This window comes from Stenotrophomonas sp. PS02300 (genome assembly GCF_029959395.1).
Classification (GTDB): domain Bacteria; phylum Pseudomonadota; class Gammaproteobacteria; order Xanthomonadales; family Xanthomonadaceae; genus Stenotrophomonas; species Stenotrophomonas maltophilia_AD.
Genome location: NZ_JASCOP010000040.1, coordinates 1 through 15,631 on the forward strand (window position 1 = coordinate 1; position 15,631 = coordinate 15,631).

At 69.0% G+C, this 15,631-nt stretch carries 12 protein-coding genes; 8 read left to right on the forward strand and 4 right to left on the reverse strand.

What is annotated here, in order from left to right:
- Positions 1–152 precede the first annotated feature (152 nt).
- Positions 153–2,969 (reverse strand): glycoside hydrolase family 3 C-terminal domain-containing protein, encoded by a 2,817-nt coding sequence (locus QMX79_RS09545; protein WP_282246534.1) that lies wholly within the window; start codon positions 2,967–2,969, stop codon positions 153–155.
- 379 nt (positions 2,970–3,348) lie between these two features.
- Here QMX79_RS09545 and QMX79_RS09550 point away from each other — a divergent pair, with 379 nt between their 5' ends.
- A complete protein-coding gene (locus QMX79_RS09550; RefSeq protein WP_282246535.1) occupies positions 3,349–3,828 on the forward strand; it encodes a type II TA system antitoxin MqsA family protein in 480 nt (159 codons plus the stop codon).
- Here QMX79_RS09550 and QMX79_RS09555 read toward each other — a convergent pair.
- Positions 3,792–4,262 (reverse strand): helix-turn-helix domain-containing protein, encoded by a 471-nt coding sequence (locus tag QMX79_RS09555; protein ID WP_282246536.1) that lies wholly within the window; start codon positions 4,260–4,262, stop codon positions 3,792–3,794. The genes QMX79_RS09550 and QMX79_RS09555 overlap by 37 nt on opposite strands.
- A 74-nt stretch (positions 4,263–4,336) precedes the next feature.
- On the opposite strand from QMX79_RS09555, the gene QMX79_RS09560 reads away from it, so the two are divergent.
- The 6 genes from QMX79_RS09560 to QMX79_RS09585 all read left to right on the forward strand — a co-directional run bounded on the left by QMX79_RS09560 (position 4,337) and on the right by QMX79_RS09585 (position 12,208).
- Positions 4,337–5,515 (forward strand): MFS transporter, encoded by a 1,179-nt coding sequence (locus QMX79_RS09560; protein ID WP_282246537.1) that lies wholly within the window; start codon positions 4,337–4,339, stop codon positions 5,513–5,515.
- Between the two features lie 125 nt (positions 5,516–5,640).
- Positions 5,641–6,258, forward strand: coding sequence for a translesion DNA synthesis-associated protein ImuA (gene imuA, locus QMX79_RS09565; RefSeq protein WP_282246538.1), 618 nt, complete (start codon positions 5,641–5,643; stop codon positions 6,256–6,258).
- 9 nt (positions 6,259–6,267) lie between these two features.
- A complete protein-coding gene (locus tag QMX79_RS09570) occupies positions 6,268–7,683 on the forward strand; it encodes a DNA polymerase Y family protein (protein WP_282246539.1) in 1,416 nt (471 codons plus the stop codon).
- On the forward strand, positions 7,680–10,781 hold the full coding sequence (locus QMX79_RS09575) for an error-prone DNA polymerase (protein ID WP_282246540.1): 3,102 nt from the start codon (positions 7,680–7,682) through the stop codon (positions 10,779–10,781). Before QMX79_RS09570 ends, QMX79_RS09575 begins: the two co-directional genes overlap by 4 nt.
- A gap of 106 nt (positions 10,782–10,887) precedes the next feature.
- Positions 10,888–11,394 (forward strand): hypothetical protein, encoded by a 507-nt coding sequence (locus QMX79_RS09580; RefSeq protein ID WP_282246541.1) that lies wholly within the window; start codon positions 10,888–10,890, stop codon positions 11,392–11,394.
- Positions 11,395–11,440: 46 nt separating this feature from the next.
- On the forward strand, positions 11,441–12,208 hold the full coding sequence (locus tag QMX79_RS09585; RefSeq protein WP_282246542.1) for a YggS family pyridoxal phosphate-dependent enzyme: 768 nt from the start codon (positions 11,441–11,443) through the stop codon (positions 12,206–12,208).
- A 3-nt stretch (positions 12,209–12,211) separates the two neighbouring features.
- Here the strand turns inward: QMX79_RS09585 and QMX79_RS09590 are convergent, their stop codons facing one another.
- On the reverse strand, positions 12,212–13,111 hold the full coding sequence (locus QMX79_RS09590) for a LysR substrate-binding domain-containing protein (RefSeq protein WP_282246543.1): 900 nt from the start codon (positions 13,109–13,111) through the stop codon (positions 12,212–12,214).
- Positions 13,112–13,209: 98 nt separating this feature from the next.
- Between QMX79_RS09590 and QMX79_RS09595 the strand changes: the two genes are divergently transcribed.
- Positions 13,210–13,395, forward strand: coding sequence for a hypothetical protein (locus QMX79_RS09595; protein ID WP_282246544.1), 186 nt, complete (start codon positions 13,210–13,212; stop codon positions 13,393–13,395).
- On the opposite strand, the gene QMX79_RS09600 is transcribed toward QMX79_RS09595, so the two are convergent.
- A complete protein-coding gene (locus QMX79_RS09600) occupies positions 13,351–15,558 on the reverse strand; it encodes a hypothetical protein (RefSeq protein ID WP_282246545.1) in 2,208 nt (735 codons plus the stop codon). The genes QMX79_RS09595 and QMX79_RS09600 overlap by 45 nt on opposite strands.
- Between the last annotated feature and the right edge of the window lie 73 nt (positions 15,559–15,631).

The window sequence follows — 15,631 nt, forward strand, 5'->3', positions numbered from 1 at the left end:
CGGGTACCCCCATCCGGGACTGTCTAAAACATGGATGTTTTTGACAAGCCCCCATGGATGGGTTCACGGCGGGTCCCGGATGGGGGTACCCGCCCGCCTCAGCGCGCTGAAATCAAAACGCTGCCGTTCGCCGCAATGCGTGAGTGCTTACCTCACTTCACCACACCACCACTCAACACCATCGGCGAGGTCTGCAGCGGCTCGTTGGCCGAACGCGAGAGCTGCAACTCGTAGCGGCCTTCCGCAATCTTCCACTGCTTGTCGGCCGTATCGAAACTGGCCAGCGCCTTCGGTTCTGCCTCGATGCGGATCCGGCGCGACTCACCCGGCTGCAGCGTGACCTTCTGGAAGCCGATCAGGCGGATCGGCGTGGTGCTGCCTTCTGGCATCTTCAGGTACAGCTGCGCCACGTCCGCACCGGCCACCTTGCCGGTGTTGCGCACGTCCACCGTCGCCACCAGGCGCTGGCCCATCGCGGTGTAGGCCAGGTTGTCGTACTGGAACTGCGTGTATGAGAGCCCGTGGCCGAACGCGAACTGCGGCGTGAGGCCCTTGGCCGCGAACCACTTGTAACCGAAGTTCGCGCCTTCGATGTTGTAATCGATCGTGTCATCCGGCTTCTGCTTCGGGTTGAAGCCCAGCCCGTTCACGTGCGGGCGCGGCAGCTGCGACGCATCCACCGGCCACGTCACCGGCAGCCGGCCCGACGGATTCACCTTGCCGGTCAGCAGCGCCGCGATGGCTTCACCGCCGCGGATGCCCGGGTACCACGCCTGCAGGATCGCCGGCACCTGCTGCAGCCACGGCAGCTCGACCGGGCCGTTGGTCTCCAGCACCACCACCGTCTTCGGGTTGGCCTTGGCCACCCCGGCAATCAGCGTGTCCTGGTTGTCCGGCAGCTTCATGTGCGGCAGATCGACCGATTCGGCCGACCACTGCGTCGCGAACACGATCGCCACGTCCGCCGCAGCGGCAGCGCGCGCGGCAGCCGCCACGTCACGCCCGTCCACGTACTCGATGGTGGCGTCCGGGCGCTCGGCGCGCAGCGCCTCCAGCGGCGACGACGGGTGGAAGATCACCGGGCCCGGCCACGTGGTCGGCAGCACGCCCGGTACCGCATTGGTGCCCCGCGCGGTCCAGCCCACCATCGACGAACCACCGCCCCCGATCACGCCCTTGTCGGCATGCCCGCCGATGATCACGATGCGCTGCACGTCCTTGCCCAGCGGCAGCACGTCGCCGGCGTTGCGCAGCAGCACGCTGCCCTCTTCCACCGTGCGCTGCGCGGCGGCAAAGCCCGCTTCATCGTCGATCGGCACATGCTGCGGCGGCAGGTCGAAATTGCCGTGCGCGAACATCGTGCGCAGGATCCGCGCCACCATGTCGTTCAAGCGCGCCTGCGGCACCGTGCCACCGGCCACGGCCAGCCGCAGCGGTTCATCGAAGTACACCGCCTTGTCGAACACCTCGCCCGCCGACTGCTGGTCCAGCCCGGCCAGCGCCGCCTTGGAGCCGCTGTGCACGCCGCCCCAGTCGGACATCACGAAACCCGGGAACTTCCATTCCTGCTTGAGCACCTCGTTCATCAGGTAATCGTGCTCGCAGCCGTAGGTGCCGTTGATGCGGTTGTAGGAACACATCACCGAACCGGGCTTGCCTTCGTCCAACGCGATTTCAAAGGCCAGCAGGTCCGACTCGCGCATCGCCTGTTCGCCGATTTCGGCGCTGTGGAAATTGCGCGAGGTTTCCATGTCGTTGAGCGCGAAGTGCTTCATCGTCGAGATCACGTGCTGGCTCTGCACGCCGCGGATCGACTCGCCCACCAGGCGGCCGGCCAGCACCGGGTCTTCGCCGGCGTATTCGAAATTGCGGCCATTGCGCGGGTCGCGCTGCAGGTTGACGCTGCCGGCCAGCAGGATGTTGAAGCGCTGCTGCCAGGCCTCGCGGCCCATGGTGGCGCCGCCGGTGAAGGCGATCTGCGGGTTCCAGCTCGACGCGGTGGACGGGCCCGACGGCATCGCCGTGGCATGGTCGCCCTTGCGGATCCCGCCCGGGTTGGTCACGCCCACGCCGGCATCGGCCGACTGCTGGGACGGAATGCCCAGGCGCGGCACGCCCGGCACGAACCCGGCCGAACCGACCGCGCCTTCCGGCAGCGGCCCGCCATCCTTGCCCAGCCCGAAATAGCTGTGCAGCATCTGGAACTTCTCGTCCACCGTCATCCGCGCCACCAGCAGCTTGGCGCGCGCGTCGGCGCTCAGCCCGGTGTCCATCCACGGCGTGTCGCCGCCCACCGGTGCGCTGTAGCCCAGCGTCAGCAGCTGGCCGGCGATGCTCGTATCGGCATCCAGGCGAAGTTTGACCGGCTTGGTCGTGGCGGCGTCGAAGCCGGCGCTGTAGCCGGCGCCCTTGCCGATGGCGGCGAAACCAGCGGCGGTTGCGATGTCCGCATCGGTGCCCAGCAGCACCGCCGGCGCACCCAGGCGCGAGCTGTCCACCAGCGCCTTGACCACCGTGCCATCGGCATCGGCAGCGCGCGTGTACAGCGCCACCACATGGCGGCCGTCATTGAGGCGCAGGTAGTTCAGGCCGGGCGCTTCCACGCCCGATTCGGCTTCCACCGGCAGGCGCGAGAGCACGATGCTGCCGCGCTGCTCGGCGGCGACCGGATCGGCACTGATGAAGCGATAGGTGTAGCCCAGGTCATCGGCCAGTGCCGCCAGCGGGTCCGGTGCGTGCGCGCTTTCCATGGTGTCGGCCGGGCGGATCACGTTGCCGATGGTCAGCGCATCCACGTCCAGCGCCTGCAGCTGTTCGGCCACCGCCTTGGCATCCAGGTAGGTCGGTGCCTGGTCCAGGCGGAGCACGGTGAAGGCCTCGCCCCCCACCGCCGGTGCGGCGAAGGCAGGGGCAGACAGCGACAGGGCGATGGCGGCCGTCAGGGCCAAGGGCTTTGTAATCGTTTTCATAAGCGGGCGAAACACCTTTGCTGACGCACTAAATCCAGGGAGTCTTGCCGCAGAAGGGTGCAGCGCCGTCATGGCGGGATCCCGGCACGCAACCGCGCTCGGGATCGAACTACACGGGCACGCCAGCCACGATCAGGCCCCTCCGCCTGTCGCCACAGCCACCGCATCCGTCGGGTGCCGTCACCAGCACCCATCCGCCCAAGAGTCGTTCACCCTGTTCATCCGTGTCAACAGCGTGTTCAGGTTCGTGGCACGAGCGATGAGGCCTATCAAACAGCAAAAAGTCATAGAAACGTTTGCCTTGCACGGCTTGCAAATCACCCTTTAAGGTTTATAAAGGGCGCAATCTGCTCGTTGTTTCATTCAAGAAGCTATGACCATGACGACCGCACACGACTACCCCATCCTCGCCCCAGGTCAATGCGCTGCATGCGGCGCGGTGGGTTCACTGGTCGCTTTTGCCGGATCGCTGCCACTGGCCAGCGGCAATCGAATGATCGAAGTACCCCATCTTGTTGGTGAGCGCTGCGAGCGTTGCGAAGAGACGTTTCTGGATGACACCAGCCATGCGCGATATCTCGCGGCCGCCGACGAACTGGTGCACCAAGCCCGATTGGACGCGGGCGCGGAGCTGCGCCGCGTCCGTCGTAAGCTGCGCTTGAGTCAGCATGAGGCAGCGGCCATCGCCGGCGGCGGCCCCAATGCGTTTTCCCGGTATGAAACGGGCAAGGCACAGCCGGTGGCAGCGGTGTTCAACCTGTTCCGCCTCTTGGACCGCCACCCCGAGCTTCTTGGAGAAATCCTCGAGGCGGCCGCCAGCTTTCAGCCCCGGGTGAAGTCGCCGCTCAGGGGAACCTGATCCGGCTTGATTACTTCGGTCTCCGCAGCCGTCAGCGCCCTGCCCTCTGCATCGCGCGGCAGCAGCGGTGCCACGGCCTGCCCGGTGCCGATCACCTGCAGGTGCGAACGCGGTTCAGACGGGTCGAACAGATGACCCTCGCCCCATTGGCGCAGCGCCACCACCAGCGGGAACAGCGCCTGGCCTTGGGCGGTGAGCACGTAGTCGTGGTAGCGGCTGCCATCGGCGGCGGGCTGCTGGGTCAGCACGCCGGCGTCCTGCAGGGCCTGCAGGCGCTGGCTGAGCATGCTGCGCGACATGCCCAGGCCACGCTGGAAATCGCTGAAGCGGCGCACGCCGTCGAAGGCGTCGCGCACGATCAGCAGCGACCAGCGGTCGCCGATCAGGTCCAGCGCGCGCGCGACCGGGCAGGTGTGGTTGAGATCGTGGTGCATGGCGACCCTCCTTTAGTGGTTTCATTTTAGAACCAAATGCCACAGACTCAACTGGTTCTATTTCGAGACCAGTTATGTCTGCCACCGTCCCCCTCCCGCGCATCGCCCCCTCCCTGCTTCTGCTGTTCGCCTGTGCCGCCGGGCTCAGCGTGGCCAATGTCTATTACGCCCAGCCACTTCTGGATGCGCTGTCGGCCGACCTGCACATCGGCGTGTCCTGGATCGGCGCAGTGATCGCCGCGACCCAGGTCGGGTCGGTGGCGGCACTGCTGTGGCTGGTGCCGCTGGGCGACCGGGTCGAGCGGCGGCGGCTGATGGCGCTGCAGACCGCCGCGCTGATGCTGGCGCTGCTCTGTGTTGCTGCCGCCGGTACGGCCATGGGCCTGCTGCTGGCCATGTTCGCCGTGGGCCTGCTGGGCACCGCGATGACCCAGGGGCTGATTGCCTACGCGGCCGCCGCCGCACCGGCGCATGCGCGCGGCCGCGTGGTCGGCGCCGCGCAGGCCGGGGTGGTGATCGGGCTGCTGCTGGCGCGGCTGGTGGCGGGCGTGGTGGCTGACCTGGGCGGCTGGCGCACGGTGTACCTGCTCTCGGCGGGCGTGATGGGGCTGACCGGGATCCTGCTGTGGCGGCATCTGCCGCGTCTTTCGATGCCGGCTGCCTCGCCGCGGTTGTCGCTGCTGGCCCTGCTGCGCCAGCAACCGGTGCTGCGCCGGCGTGGGCTGCTGGGGCTGTTGATGTTCACCGGGTTCGGGCTGTTCTGGAGCAGCATGGCGCTGCCGTTGAGCGCGCCGCCGTTCCGGCTGGGGCACACCGCGATCGGTGCGTTCGCGCTGGTGGGTCTGCTCGGCGCACTGGCCGCTGCGCGCAGTGGGCACTGGAGCGACCGTGGGCATGCCGACCGGGTGACGCTGGGAGCGCTGCTGCTGTTGCTGTTGAGCTGGTGGCCGCTGTCGGCGCTGCACGCCTGGCTGGGCTGGCTGGTGCTGGGCGTGCTGCTGCTGGATCTGGCCGTGCAGGCCCTGCATGTAACCAACCAGAGCCTGATCCTGGCGGCGGCGCCGGCCCAGGCCCAGGCCCAGGTGATTGCGGCGTACATGCTGTTTTACGCGGCCGGAAGCGGGTTGGGCGCGTTGCTGGGGAGCGCGGTATATGCGGCGCATGGGTGGGCGGCGGTGTGTTGGGTGGGGGCTGGGGTTTCGGTTCTGGCGTTGGGGATTTTCCGGGTGCGTGGGGATGGGAGAATTCATTAGCAATTTTGCTAATAACACGTAGCATGTCGGTCTCAACCCTTGACACCTGCCCTGCCTATCCTCGCCTCCATGTTCAGGTTTTCCGCCCATTTCCTCTTGTTCCAGCCTGCCAGGGAGGTGCGCTGATGGGCGCCGTGGTGGCCCTGGAACAACTGCTGGAAAGCCGCCAGGTCTGGCGCGGGCAGCCGCGCGGGACGGCGCGGGACGCCGCTGCCCACCCGACCGGGCACCCGGCGCTGGACAGCCGCCTGCCCGGCGGGGGCTGGCCGCCGTCGGCCCTGTCCGAGGTACTGCTGGCCGCGCCCGGCCAGGGTGAGCTGGCGCTGGTCTGGCCGACCCTGGCCCGGCTCAGCCAGCTGCAGCAGACCGTGGTGCTGGTCGCCCCGCCGCACCTGCCGCATGCCCCGGCCTGGGCCGGTGCCGGGCTGGCCCTGGGCCAGCTGCAGGTGGTGCATGCCAACCACCGCGAAGCGCTGTGGGCGGCCGAACAATGCCTGCGCTCGGCCGCCTGTGCGGCGGTGCTGTGCTGGCCCGGGCATGCCGACGACCGCGCCCTGCGCCGGCTGCAGGTGGCGGCCGAAACCGGCCAGTGCCTGGGCTTTGCCTTCCGCGACAGCCGGCTGGCGCGCAACCCCTCCCCCGCCCCGTTGCGCCTGCAGCTCGATGCCGGCCAGGTGCGGGTGCTCAAATGCCGCGGCGGCATGGCACCGGCGCAGCCGTTGCCGCTGGCCCTGGCCCATTGAGGCGCCGCCATGCAGTGGGCCTGTTTGTTGCTGCCTCAACTGGCGCTGGACGCGGCCCTGCGCCAGCAGCCCGATCCGCGCGCGCCGCTGGTGCTGGTCACCGGCCCGGCCCAGCGCCGGGTGCTGCATGCGGTCAGCCCGGCGGCGCGCCAGCTCGGCCTGCGCCGCGGCATGCTGCTGTCGGCCGCGCAGGTGCTGACCCGCGACATGCTCACGGTGGACTACGACCCGCGCGCCGAACAGGACACCCGCCAGCTGCTGGCCAGCTGGCTGTATGGCATCAGCTCGCAGGTGAGCCTGGCCTTCCCGCATGCGCTGGCGCTGGAAATCGGCGCCAGCCGTGCCCTGTTCGGTGACTGGCCGGCGATCGAACAGCGCCTGCGCGAGGGCCTGAAGGAACTGGGCTTCCGCCACCGGCTGGTGGCCGCCCCGAACCCGCATGCGGCCTGGGTACTCACCCGCGTGCATGCCCGGCTGGGCGTGGATGCGACCGCGCTGGAACCTGCACTGGCGCAGATCCCGATCGACCGCAGCGGCCTGCCGGCCGAGGCCGTCACGGTACTGGCGCGCTCCGGCCTGCGCACCCTGGGTGCGGCCTTCGCGCTGCCCCGCGAAAGCCTGGCGCGGCGTTTCCCGGCCCAGGTGCTGGCCCACCTGGATGCATTGCGCGGTATCGGCAGCGCGCCGCTGCAGTACTTCCGCCCGCCGGACCGGTTCGATGCGCGGATCGAGTTCGAGTACGAAATCGAATCCACCCAGGCCCTGCTGTTCCCGTTGCGCCGCCTCACCGCCGACCTGGCCGCATTCCTGTGTTCGCGCGATGGCGGCGCGCAGCAGTTCGACCTGTGGTTCGAACACGAGCGGCACCCCGATACCCGGCTCACCGTGGGCCTGCTCGCGCCCGAACGCGATGCGGCGATGCTGTTCGAACTGGCGCGCAACCGCGTCGACCACCTGCGCCTGCCCGCCGGCAGCCGCGGGCTGCGCCTGCAGGCCGAACACCTGCCGCCGTTCGTGCCGGCCGCGCGCGACCTGTTCGACCCGCGCCCGCAGCAGGCCATGCCATGGGAACAGCTGCGCGAACGCCTGCGCGCGCGGCTGGGCGACGATGCCGTGCAGGGCGTGGGGCTGCGCGCCGAACACCGCCCCGAACGCGCCAGCGGCCCGGCCACGCAGGCCACCAAGGGCCCGCCGCCCATCCTGCCGCTGCGCCCGGGCTGGCTGCTGGCCACGCCGCAGCCGCTGTACGACCCGGACCTGCGCATCCTCTCCGGGCCGGAACGGATTGAATCGGGCTGGTGGGACGAAGGCGATGTGCGCCGCGATTACTACGTGGTGGAAACTGCCCTGGGCCAGCGTGCCTGGGCCTACACCGCGGCCGGTGCGCGGCACGGGCCGTTCATGCTGCACGGCTGGTTCGCATGAGCACCGCCCTGCCCGGTTACGCCGAACTGCATTGCCTGTCGGCCTTCAGTTTCCAGCGCGGCGCCTCGATCGCCGAGGAACTGTTCGCACGTGCGAAGGAACAGGGCTACCAGGCGCTGGCGATCACCGACGAATGTTCGCTGGCCGGCATCGTGCGCGCCTGGCAGGCGGCGAAGAAGCACGGGCTGGCGCTGATCACCGGCGCGGAATTCCAGATCGAGGACGGGCCCAAGGTGGTGCTGCTGTGCACCGACCAGGCCGCCTATGCCGGGCTGTGCCAGCTGATCACCACCTGCCGCCGGCGCGCGCCGAAAGGCCAGTACCGCTGCCTGCGCGAGGACTTCGATGCCCTTCCCGACAGCCTGCTGTGCCTGTGGCCATCGCGTTCGCCCAGTGCCGGGGATGCGGCGTGGCTGCACGCGCGCTTCCCGCACCGCTTGTGGCTGGCGGTGGAACTGCACCGTGACGCCGACGACGTGGCGCGGCTGGAAGCGCTGCTGGAATTCGGCTACGCCCACGACGTCCCGCTGGTGGCCAGCGGCGATGTGCACATGCACGTGCGCCGCCGCCGTGCGCTGCAGGACACCCTCACCGCGATCCGCCAGCACTGCACCATCGCCGATGCCGGCTGGCACCTGTTCCCCAATGGCGAACGCCACCTGCGCACGCGCCAGGCGCTGGCCGCGCTGTACCCGCCCGAGCTGCTGGAGGAAACCCTGCGCGTGGCCGAGCGGTGCCGGTTCGACCTGGCGCAGCTGCAGTACACCTACCCGCGCGAGCTGGTGCCCGAGGGCCACGACCCGGCCAGCTGGCTGCGCACGCTGGTGGAAGAGGGCATGCGCTGGCGCTGGCCGGGCGGTGCCACCGAGGCCCAGCGCCGGCAGATCGAACACGAGCTGCGGCTGATCCACCTCAAGCAGTACGAGTCGTACTTCCTGACCGTGCACGACATCGTGCGCTTCGCGCGCAGTCAGAAGATCCTGTGCCAGGGCCGTGGCTCGGCCGCCAATTCGTCGGTGTGCTTCGTGCTGGGCGTGACCGAGATCGACCCCAGCCACATGGAACTGCTGTTCGAACGCTTCATCTCCGAAGAACGCGACGAGCCGCCGGACATCGACATCGATTTCGAACACGAACGCCGCGAGGAAGTGCTCCAGTACGTGTTCAACCGCTACGGCCGCGAACGCGCGGCGCTCACCGCCGTGGCGATCAGCTACCGGGGCCGCAGCGCGGTGCGCGACGTGGCCCGCGTGCTCGGCCTGCCGCCGGACCAGGTCAACGAACTGGCCGCCTGCCTGGACCGCTGGAGCAGCCACGAGCCGCTGCCCGAGGCCCTGCGCGAACGCGGCTTCGACCCGGACACGCCGCTGATGCAGCGGGTGGTGGCGCTCACCGCCGAACTGGTGGACTTCCCGCGCCACCTGTCCCAGCACCCGGGCGGCTTCGTGATTTCCGAGCACCCGTTGTCCACCCTGGTGCCGGTGGAGAACGCGGCCATGGCCGACCGCACCGTGATCCAGTGGGACAAGGACGACCTGGATGCCACCGGGCTGATGAAGGTCGACTGCCTGGCGCTGGGCATGCTCACCGCCGTGCGCAAATGCCTGGCCATGCTGCACGCCCATGGGGCCCCGGCGATGGGCATGGCCGACATCCCGGCCGGCGACACCGCCACCTACGACATGATCTGCCGCGCCGATACGCTGGGCGTGTTCCAGATCGAATCGCGCGCGCAGATGGCCATGCTGCCGCGCATGCAGCCGCGCTGCTTCTACGACCTGGTGATCGAAGTGGCGATCGTGCGGCCCGGGCCGATCCAGGGCGACATGGTCCATCCCTACCTCAACCGCCGCAAGCGGCTCAAGGAAGAAGGGATCGAAGAGATCGATTACCCGCCCGAACTGGAAAAGGTGTTCAAGCGCACCCTGGGCGTGCCGCTGTTCCAGGAACAGGTGATGCAGCTGGCGGTGGCCGCCGCCGGCTTCACCCCGGGCGAGGCCGATGCGCTGCGCCGTTCGATGGCGGCGTGGAAGCGCCACGGCGGGCTGGAGCCGCACCGCGACAAACTGCTGGCCGGCATGGCGAAGAACAATTACAGCCGCGACTACGGCGAGCGCCTGTTCGAGCAGATCAAGGGCTTCGGCAGCTACGGCTTCCCGGAAAGCCACGCGGCCAGCTTCGCGCTGATCACCTACGTCAGCTGCTGGCTCAAGTGCCACCACCCGGCCGCGTTCGCCGCCAGCCTGATCAACAGCCAGCCGCTGGGCTTCTACACCCCCGACCAGATCCTGCAGGATGCGCGCCGGCACGGCGTGCCGGTGCTGCCGGTGGACGTGCGCCACAGCGAGTGGAACTGCACGCTGGTGCCGACCACGCAGGCCGATGCCCTGCCCGGCATCCGGCTCGGCCTGCGCATGATCGATGGCTTCAGCGAAGCGGTGGCCGGGGAAGTGATGCAGGCACGTGCCCGGCATGCCTTCGACAGCGTGGCCGACCTGAGCCAGCGGGCGCGGCTGGATCGCCGCCACCAGGGCCTGCTGGCCGACGCCGGCGCGCTGAAGGGGCTGAGCGGGCACCGCCACCGCGCGCGCTGGGATGTCTCCGGCGTGGAAAAACCGCTGCCGCTGTTCGAGAGCGTCCGCGCCACCGCCGATGCAGCCGTGGCGTTGCCGGCGCCCAGCGCGTTCGAGGACATGCAGGCCGATTACAACAGCACCGGCACCACCCTGGGCCAGCACATGGTGTCCTTCCTCCGCGACGCGCTGCGCGCCCGCCGTTGCCAGCGCTCCGATGAACTGGCGCAGCTGCCGCACGGGCGCAGCGTGCGCTTCGCCGGGCTGGTGCGCATGCGCCAGCGCCCGCAGACCGCCAGCGGGGTGACCTTCCTCACCCTGGAAGACGAAAGCGGCATGGTCAACGCGGTGGTCTGGCGCAAGACCGCCGACCGCCAGCACCGGGTGCTGGTGGAGGCCCAGCTGATGCAGATCGATGGCCGGCTGGAACGGGTGGATGGCGTGCAGCACCTGATCGTGCAGCGCATGCACAACCTCGATGCGCTGATCGACGGGGTGCGCACCCACAGCCGCGACTTCCATTGAGTGCTGTGACCGGTTTCACGCTGACGATAGATACAGACTTTCCCGACTGGTGCGGTCACGACGGCTTCGGCTATCGTCGCTGCCATCCAAGGATCCGGAGCCTGCCATGTCGCGCGTACTCACCCTCACCACCCTGGCGGTGTCCAGCCTTGCCCTGCTGGTGTCGGGTTACACCGCCGTGCAGCTGCACCGCAGCCAGTCCACCGAGCGGGTGATCACCGCCCGCGGGCTGGTCATCCAGGATGGCAGCGGCCAGGCCCGGGTGATCCTGGGCGCACCGCTGCCCGACCCGCTCAGCAAAGGGGTGTCGCAGGGCCCGCGCGCCTCGCCGCTGTCGGGCGTGGTGCTGCTCGGTGCCGACGGTTCCGAACGTGGCAGTTATGGCACTGCCGATGTGGGCGATGAGGCGTCGCTCACGCTGGATGATGCCAAGGGCACCACCGAAGTCTTCAAGATCACCGCCAACCCCGATCGCGGCGCCACGTTGGTGATCAAACACCAGAACAGCACCGGCGCCATGCTCACCTCCTGGCAGGGCAAGCCGGAGCTGATCTTCCTCAACGACAACGGGCAGTCGCATTACATCCGTCCGGGGACACCTACGGCGCCCTGATTGCCGCCGTGCGAAAATGCGGGCCGTGCCTGTTCCGGATCACGTTATGTCGATCGTCGCCCCCGCCTGGCCGCAAGCCACTACCGTTGAAGACTTCCGCCACAACCTGGAGGCGGTACATGCACGCATCGCGGCCGCGTCCGCACGCGCCGGGCGCGATCCGGCCACGGTGCGGCTGCTGCCGGTGAGCAAGACCGTGGACGAAGCACGGCTGCGGCTGGCGGTGCAGGCCGGCTGCGATACGCTGGGCGAAAACAAGGTGCAGGAAGCCAAGGGCAAGGCCGAGGCGATGGCCGACCTGGGCATCCGCTGGTCGGTGATCGGCCACCTGCAGACCAACAAGGCGCGCGATGTGGCCCGCTTTGCCAGCCAATTCCAGGCGCTGGACAGCCTGCGCGTGGCCCAGGCGCTGGACCAGCGGCTGGCGCAGGAAGGCCGCACGCTGGACGTGTTCGTGCAGGTCAACACCTCGGGCGAAGCCAGCAAGTACGGCCTGGACCCGATCGAGGTGGCCGACTTCGTGCAGCAGCTGCCCGCCTTCCCCCAGCTGCGCGTGCGCGGCTTGATGACCCTGGCGCTGTTCTCGGCCGATCCGGAACAGGTGCGCCCGTGTTTCGTGCGCCTGCGCGACCTGCGCGAGCGCCTGCGCCCGACCCTGCCGGCCGGCGTCAGCCTGGACGAACTGTCGATGGGCATGTCCGGCGATTTCGAGATCGCCATCGAGGAAGGCGCCACGGTGGTACGCGTAGGCCAGGCAATTTTCGGCGCGCGCAGCACCCCCGACAGCCAATATTGGCCCACGCCTGCGCGTTGATCGTCACCCCACCAACGCCTCCATATGCCGCGCATGTTCCGCCGCCTGCGCGTGCAGCCACTCACGAAACGCGAGAAACCCCTGGTGCGTGGACGACCGTGGCGGGTACACCAGCCAATGCGACCAGCGGGTCTTCAACCGATGCGGTGACAACGCAATCAACTGCCCCGAATCCAGCAGCAACCGCGCCCGCGTCACCCGCCCCAGCGCGACCCCGAAGCCATCCAGCGCGGCACGATGATGCGATTCGGAGTCATTGAGCATGGCCACGTAGCGCGACGGCGCAACCTCCCCGATCGAGGCGAACCAGCGCTGCCATTCGCCATCCGGATCCCCCAGCAGCGGCCACTGCGACAGCGGCAGCGCGCCCAACCCGCCCATGCGTTCGACCAGTGACGGGCTGGCCATCGGCATCAGCCACTCATCGAACAGCGGCTCCACATGCAGGCCACTCCACTGCCCTGCACCCACCCGCAGCGCGGCATCGCACTGCAGTTGCCGATCAAAATCGGTAAGCCGCTCGCTGGATTCCAGGTTGAATTCAATCTCCGGGTGGCAGGCCACGAACGACCCCAGCCGTGGCACGAGCCAGTTGGAGGCCATTGATGGCAATGCGCTCACCGACAACACGCGGTCGTGGCGCGCACCGAACGGCTGCAGCGCCAACGAGATTGCATCCAGGTGCGGACCGACCTGCTCCAGCAGGCGCTGGCCTTCGGGCGTCACCCGCACCCCGCGCGCCTGCCGCTGCAGCAGCGCATAGCCCAGGCGCTCCTCCAGCTGCCGCATCTGGTGGCTGAGCGCGCTGACAGTGAGGTTCAGCGAGTCAGCCGCGCGGGTCAGGTTGCCGAGGCGTGCGGCGGTGACGAAATTCTGCAACGGCTGGAGCGGGATGCGGGACATGGCGACTTGAATCCAGTTCAAGAAAGACTTGCGAAAGGATCGCTTTTGCGCCGCCTATCCTGCCCCTATCGTGAGTCCTACTCAAGTGGAGGACGCACATGAACATCTACAGCGGATTGTTGTTCCTGCACGGGCATATCGCCGATGCGGGGTTGGCGCGGGCGCTGGCGGAGCCGGTGAAAGTGCCCGAGGGTGACGCCGCGCGGGCGGTGACGGGGGCCGCCACGCAGGGCGTGGCGCTACCGGTCCGGAGTGCCTGCGGGGTTGGCACGGCCCGGCGTTGAGGCATCGGGCAGCACCCGCGGCCGGCTGTCGTACCAGTCGCGGGCACCGGCGAGGTGCCAGGTGCGCTTGCCGCCGTCCAGTTCGATGCCGGCCCCCAGCAGGCCCCAGCGCAGGTACAGGTCGCCACGACGCTGCGCCTGCTCCATGTCCAACCGGGCGCGCAGCGACAGCCGCGCGTTCTCGGCCTGCAGGTCGTCAACCGCCAGGTGCTCGCGGCGCCAGCGCAGCTGCCCGCTCGCCTGCACTTCACCCGAATCGAGCAGGCCCAGCACCCAGCGCGGGTACTGGCTGCGCTCGGCGTAGATGCCCAGCAGCGGACCGGCATCGCGCAGCCGCAGGTCGGCCCGTGCGTCCACCTGGAACGGCGCCTCGGACTGGATATGCCCGCTGCGCAGATCGACCTCGCCCCACCAGCCGCCCTTGCCCGTGTCGCCGTCGACCTGCACATTGCGCAGGCTGAGCGTGCTGCCCCCCAGGTCGAACTGGCCGGCGTCGAAATCGGCGCGCTGCAGCCGTGCTTTGACCTGCGCATCGCCACGCAGCGACAGGCCGGCGGCCTGCATGCGCGCACCGGTGCCACGCAGGTCCGCGCGCCCCTGCCCGACCCGGCCGGCAGCATCCAGCGTTACGTCGCCGCTGAGCAGTGCGGTACCTCCGAGCAGACGAACGTTGTCGTTACCCACGTAGCGGTTGTAGGCGCTCAGGTCGGGCACCCGCGCATCGGTGAAGCACAGCTGCGCGCGCATGCCGTCGCGCAGCTGCTGCAGCCGCGCATCGCCGCGCAGCGTCAACGCCAGCGCCTTGCCATCGAACAACACCGCCTTGGGCGAATCGGTCGGCGCCGCGCGGAACGTGGGAATATCGACCTTCAGTTCGGCCTGTGGCGGCGCGCCCTCGACAATGCGCCCGAGCGCATGCGCATCGCCCTGCATGCGCACGCCTGCCACCTCGGCAACGGCGGCCACCTGCGGCACCTCCAGGCTGCTGCCCGGCGCCAGCTGGCCATCGGCAATGCGCAGGTCGCCCTGCAGCAACCCACCGCCATCGAGCTTGAACCACGGCTTGCGCACGAACAGATCGGCAATCCAGTTCAACGACTCGAACCGCCACGCACCGCGCACCTGCCCGGACAGGCGCGGCAACAGTTCGGCGGGTGCCTCGAACGGAATCCGCCGGCCGGTGACGCGCAGGTCCGCGTGCAGTTCGCTGCCGGTTTCCTGGTCGCGCGGCAGGCGCGCCTGCACGCGCATGTCCTGGGCCACGTCGAGCTGAAGCGACAGCAGGCCACGGTCCGGTGCGTGCACGCCGGCATGCACCGGCAGCCGCCACACCACCCGGCTGCCAGGTTGCAGCAGGCCGCGGTCCATCACCACGTCCGCGGTGAGCCGGGCCTCGGCAGGCACGCTGCCCACCTTGACATGCGGACCGGCGGTATCGATGTTGATCGCCTGGCTGCGCCCGTCCACCTGCAGCTGCGCGAAGGTGATCCCGAATTTTCGCAGGCCCGGCGCTTCATCCCGGTAGTGGCGCGGGTAATGGAAGCGCGCGGCCAGGTGCGCCTCGTCGAGCACCTTGACCCCGTCGTAGGTGATCGTGGCCTGCTCGAACCCAGCGGTGGAATCGAACAGTTCCGACGGCCCGCCCTTGACCTGTTTCTGGAAGCCCACCGTGCCGTGGCCCTGCCCGGCGACCAGCAGCTTGCCGAAGCGGCCGCTGCGGATGCTGTCGCTGTGGATCGCATCCAGGCGGATGTTCCAGCCACGATCACCACGTGGCGGCGGCGGGATCGCCTTCTCCACCCGTTGGATGTCCGCTTCCACGCCGGTGGCGTTGATGCCTGGAATGCGCACCTCGCGCTTGAACAGGTGCACCAGCGAGATCCACGCGCTCGCGCGGTCGGCACGGAAGATGTAGACGGTATGGTTGGCCTGGCCACGGATGCGCACGTTCCAGACAACCGCGTGCCCGGGCAGCAGCGTCAGCGCCGGCCCGGTCTGCAGGCTGAATTTTTCAGGTTTACGGTTGGTGACCGCATCGAACAGCGGCGTGTTGAGGAACACGTTGCCGGCGAGCAGGTACAGCGCATACAGCGCCAGCAAGGTAAGCAACGCCACGCGCCACGGCCGGGGCCAGCGCCGGACGCGCTCGGGAATCAGGGGCATGGAGTTCTGCGACGAAGCGAAGTGACGCCGCCACTATCAACAACAGGTCGACGCAGCCATGTGAAGACCCCAA

Bases quoted from the DNA above. Each gene is read 5' to 3' on its own strand.
- QMX79_RS09545 (WP_282246534.1), bottom strand. From the start codon at position 2,969: ATGAAAACGATTACAAAGCCCTTGGCCCTGACGGCCGCCATCGCCCTG.
- QMX79_RS09550 (WP_282246535.1), top strand. From the start codon at position 3,349: ATGACGACCGCACACGACTACCCCATCCTCGCCCCAGGTCAATGCGCT.
- QMX79_RS09555 (WP_282246536.1), bottom strand. From the start codon at position 4,262: ATGCACCACGATCTCAACCACACCTGCCCGGTCGCGCGCGCGCTGGAC.
- QMX79_RS09560 (WP_282246537.1), top strand. From the start codon at position 4,337: ATGTCTGCCACCGTCCCCCTCCCGCGCATCGCCCCCTCCCTGCTTCTG.
- imuA (WP_282246538.1), top strand. From the start codon at position 5,641: ATGGGCGCCGTGGTGGCCCTGGAACAACTGCTGGAAAGCCGCCAGGTC.
- QMX79_RS09570 (WP_282246539.1), top strand. From the start codon at position 6,268: ATGCAGTGGGCCTGTTTGTTGCTGCCTCAACTGGCGCTGGACGCGGCC.
- QMX79_RS09575 (WP_282246540.1), top strand. From the start codon at position 7,680: ATGAGCACCGCCCTGCCCGGTTACGCCGAACTGCATTGCCTGTCGGCC.
- QMX79_RS09580 (WP_282246541.1), top strand. From the start codon at position 10,888: ATGTCGCGCGTACTCACCCTCACCACCCTGGCGGTGTCCAGCCTTGCC.
- QMX79_RS09585 (WP_282246542.1), top strand. From the start codon at position 11,441: ATGTCGATCGTCGCCCCCGCCTGGCCGCAAGCCACTACCGTTGAAGAC.
- QMX79_RS09590 (WP_282246543.1), bottom strand. From the start codon at position 13,111: ATGTCCCGCATCCCGCTCCAGCCGTTGCAGAATTTCGTCACCGCCGCA.
- QMX79_RS09595 (WP_282246544.1), top strand. From the start codon at position 13,210: ATGAACATCTACAGCGGATTGTTGTTCCTGCACGGGCATATCGCCGAT.
- QMX79_RS09600 (WP_282246545.1), bottom strand. From the start codon at position 15,558: ATGCCCCTGATTCCCGAGCGCGTCCGGCGCTGGCCCCGGCCGTGGCGC.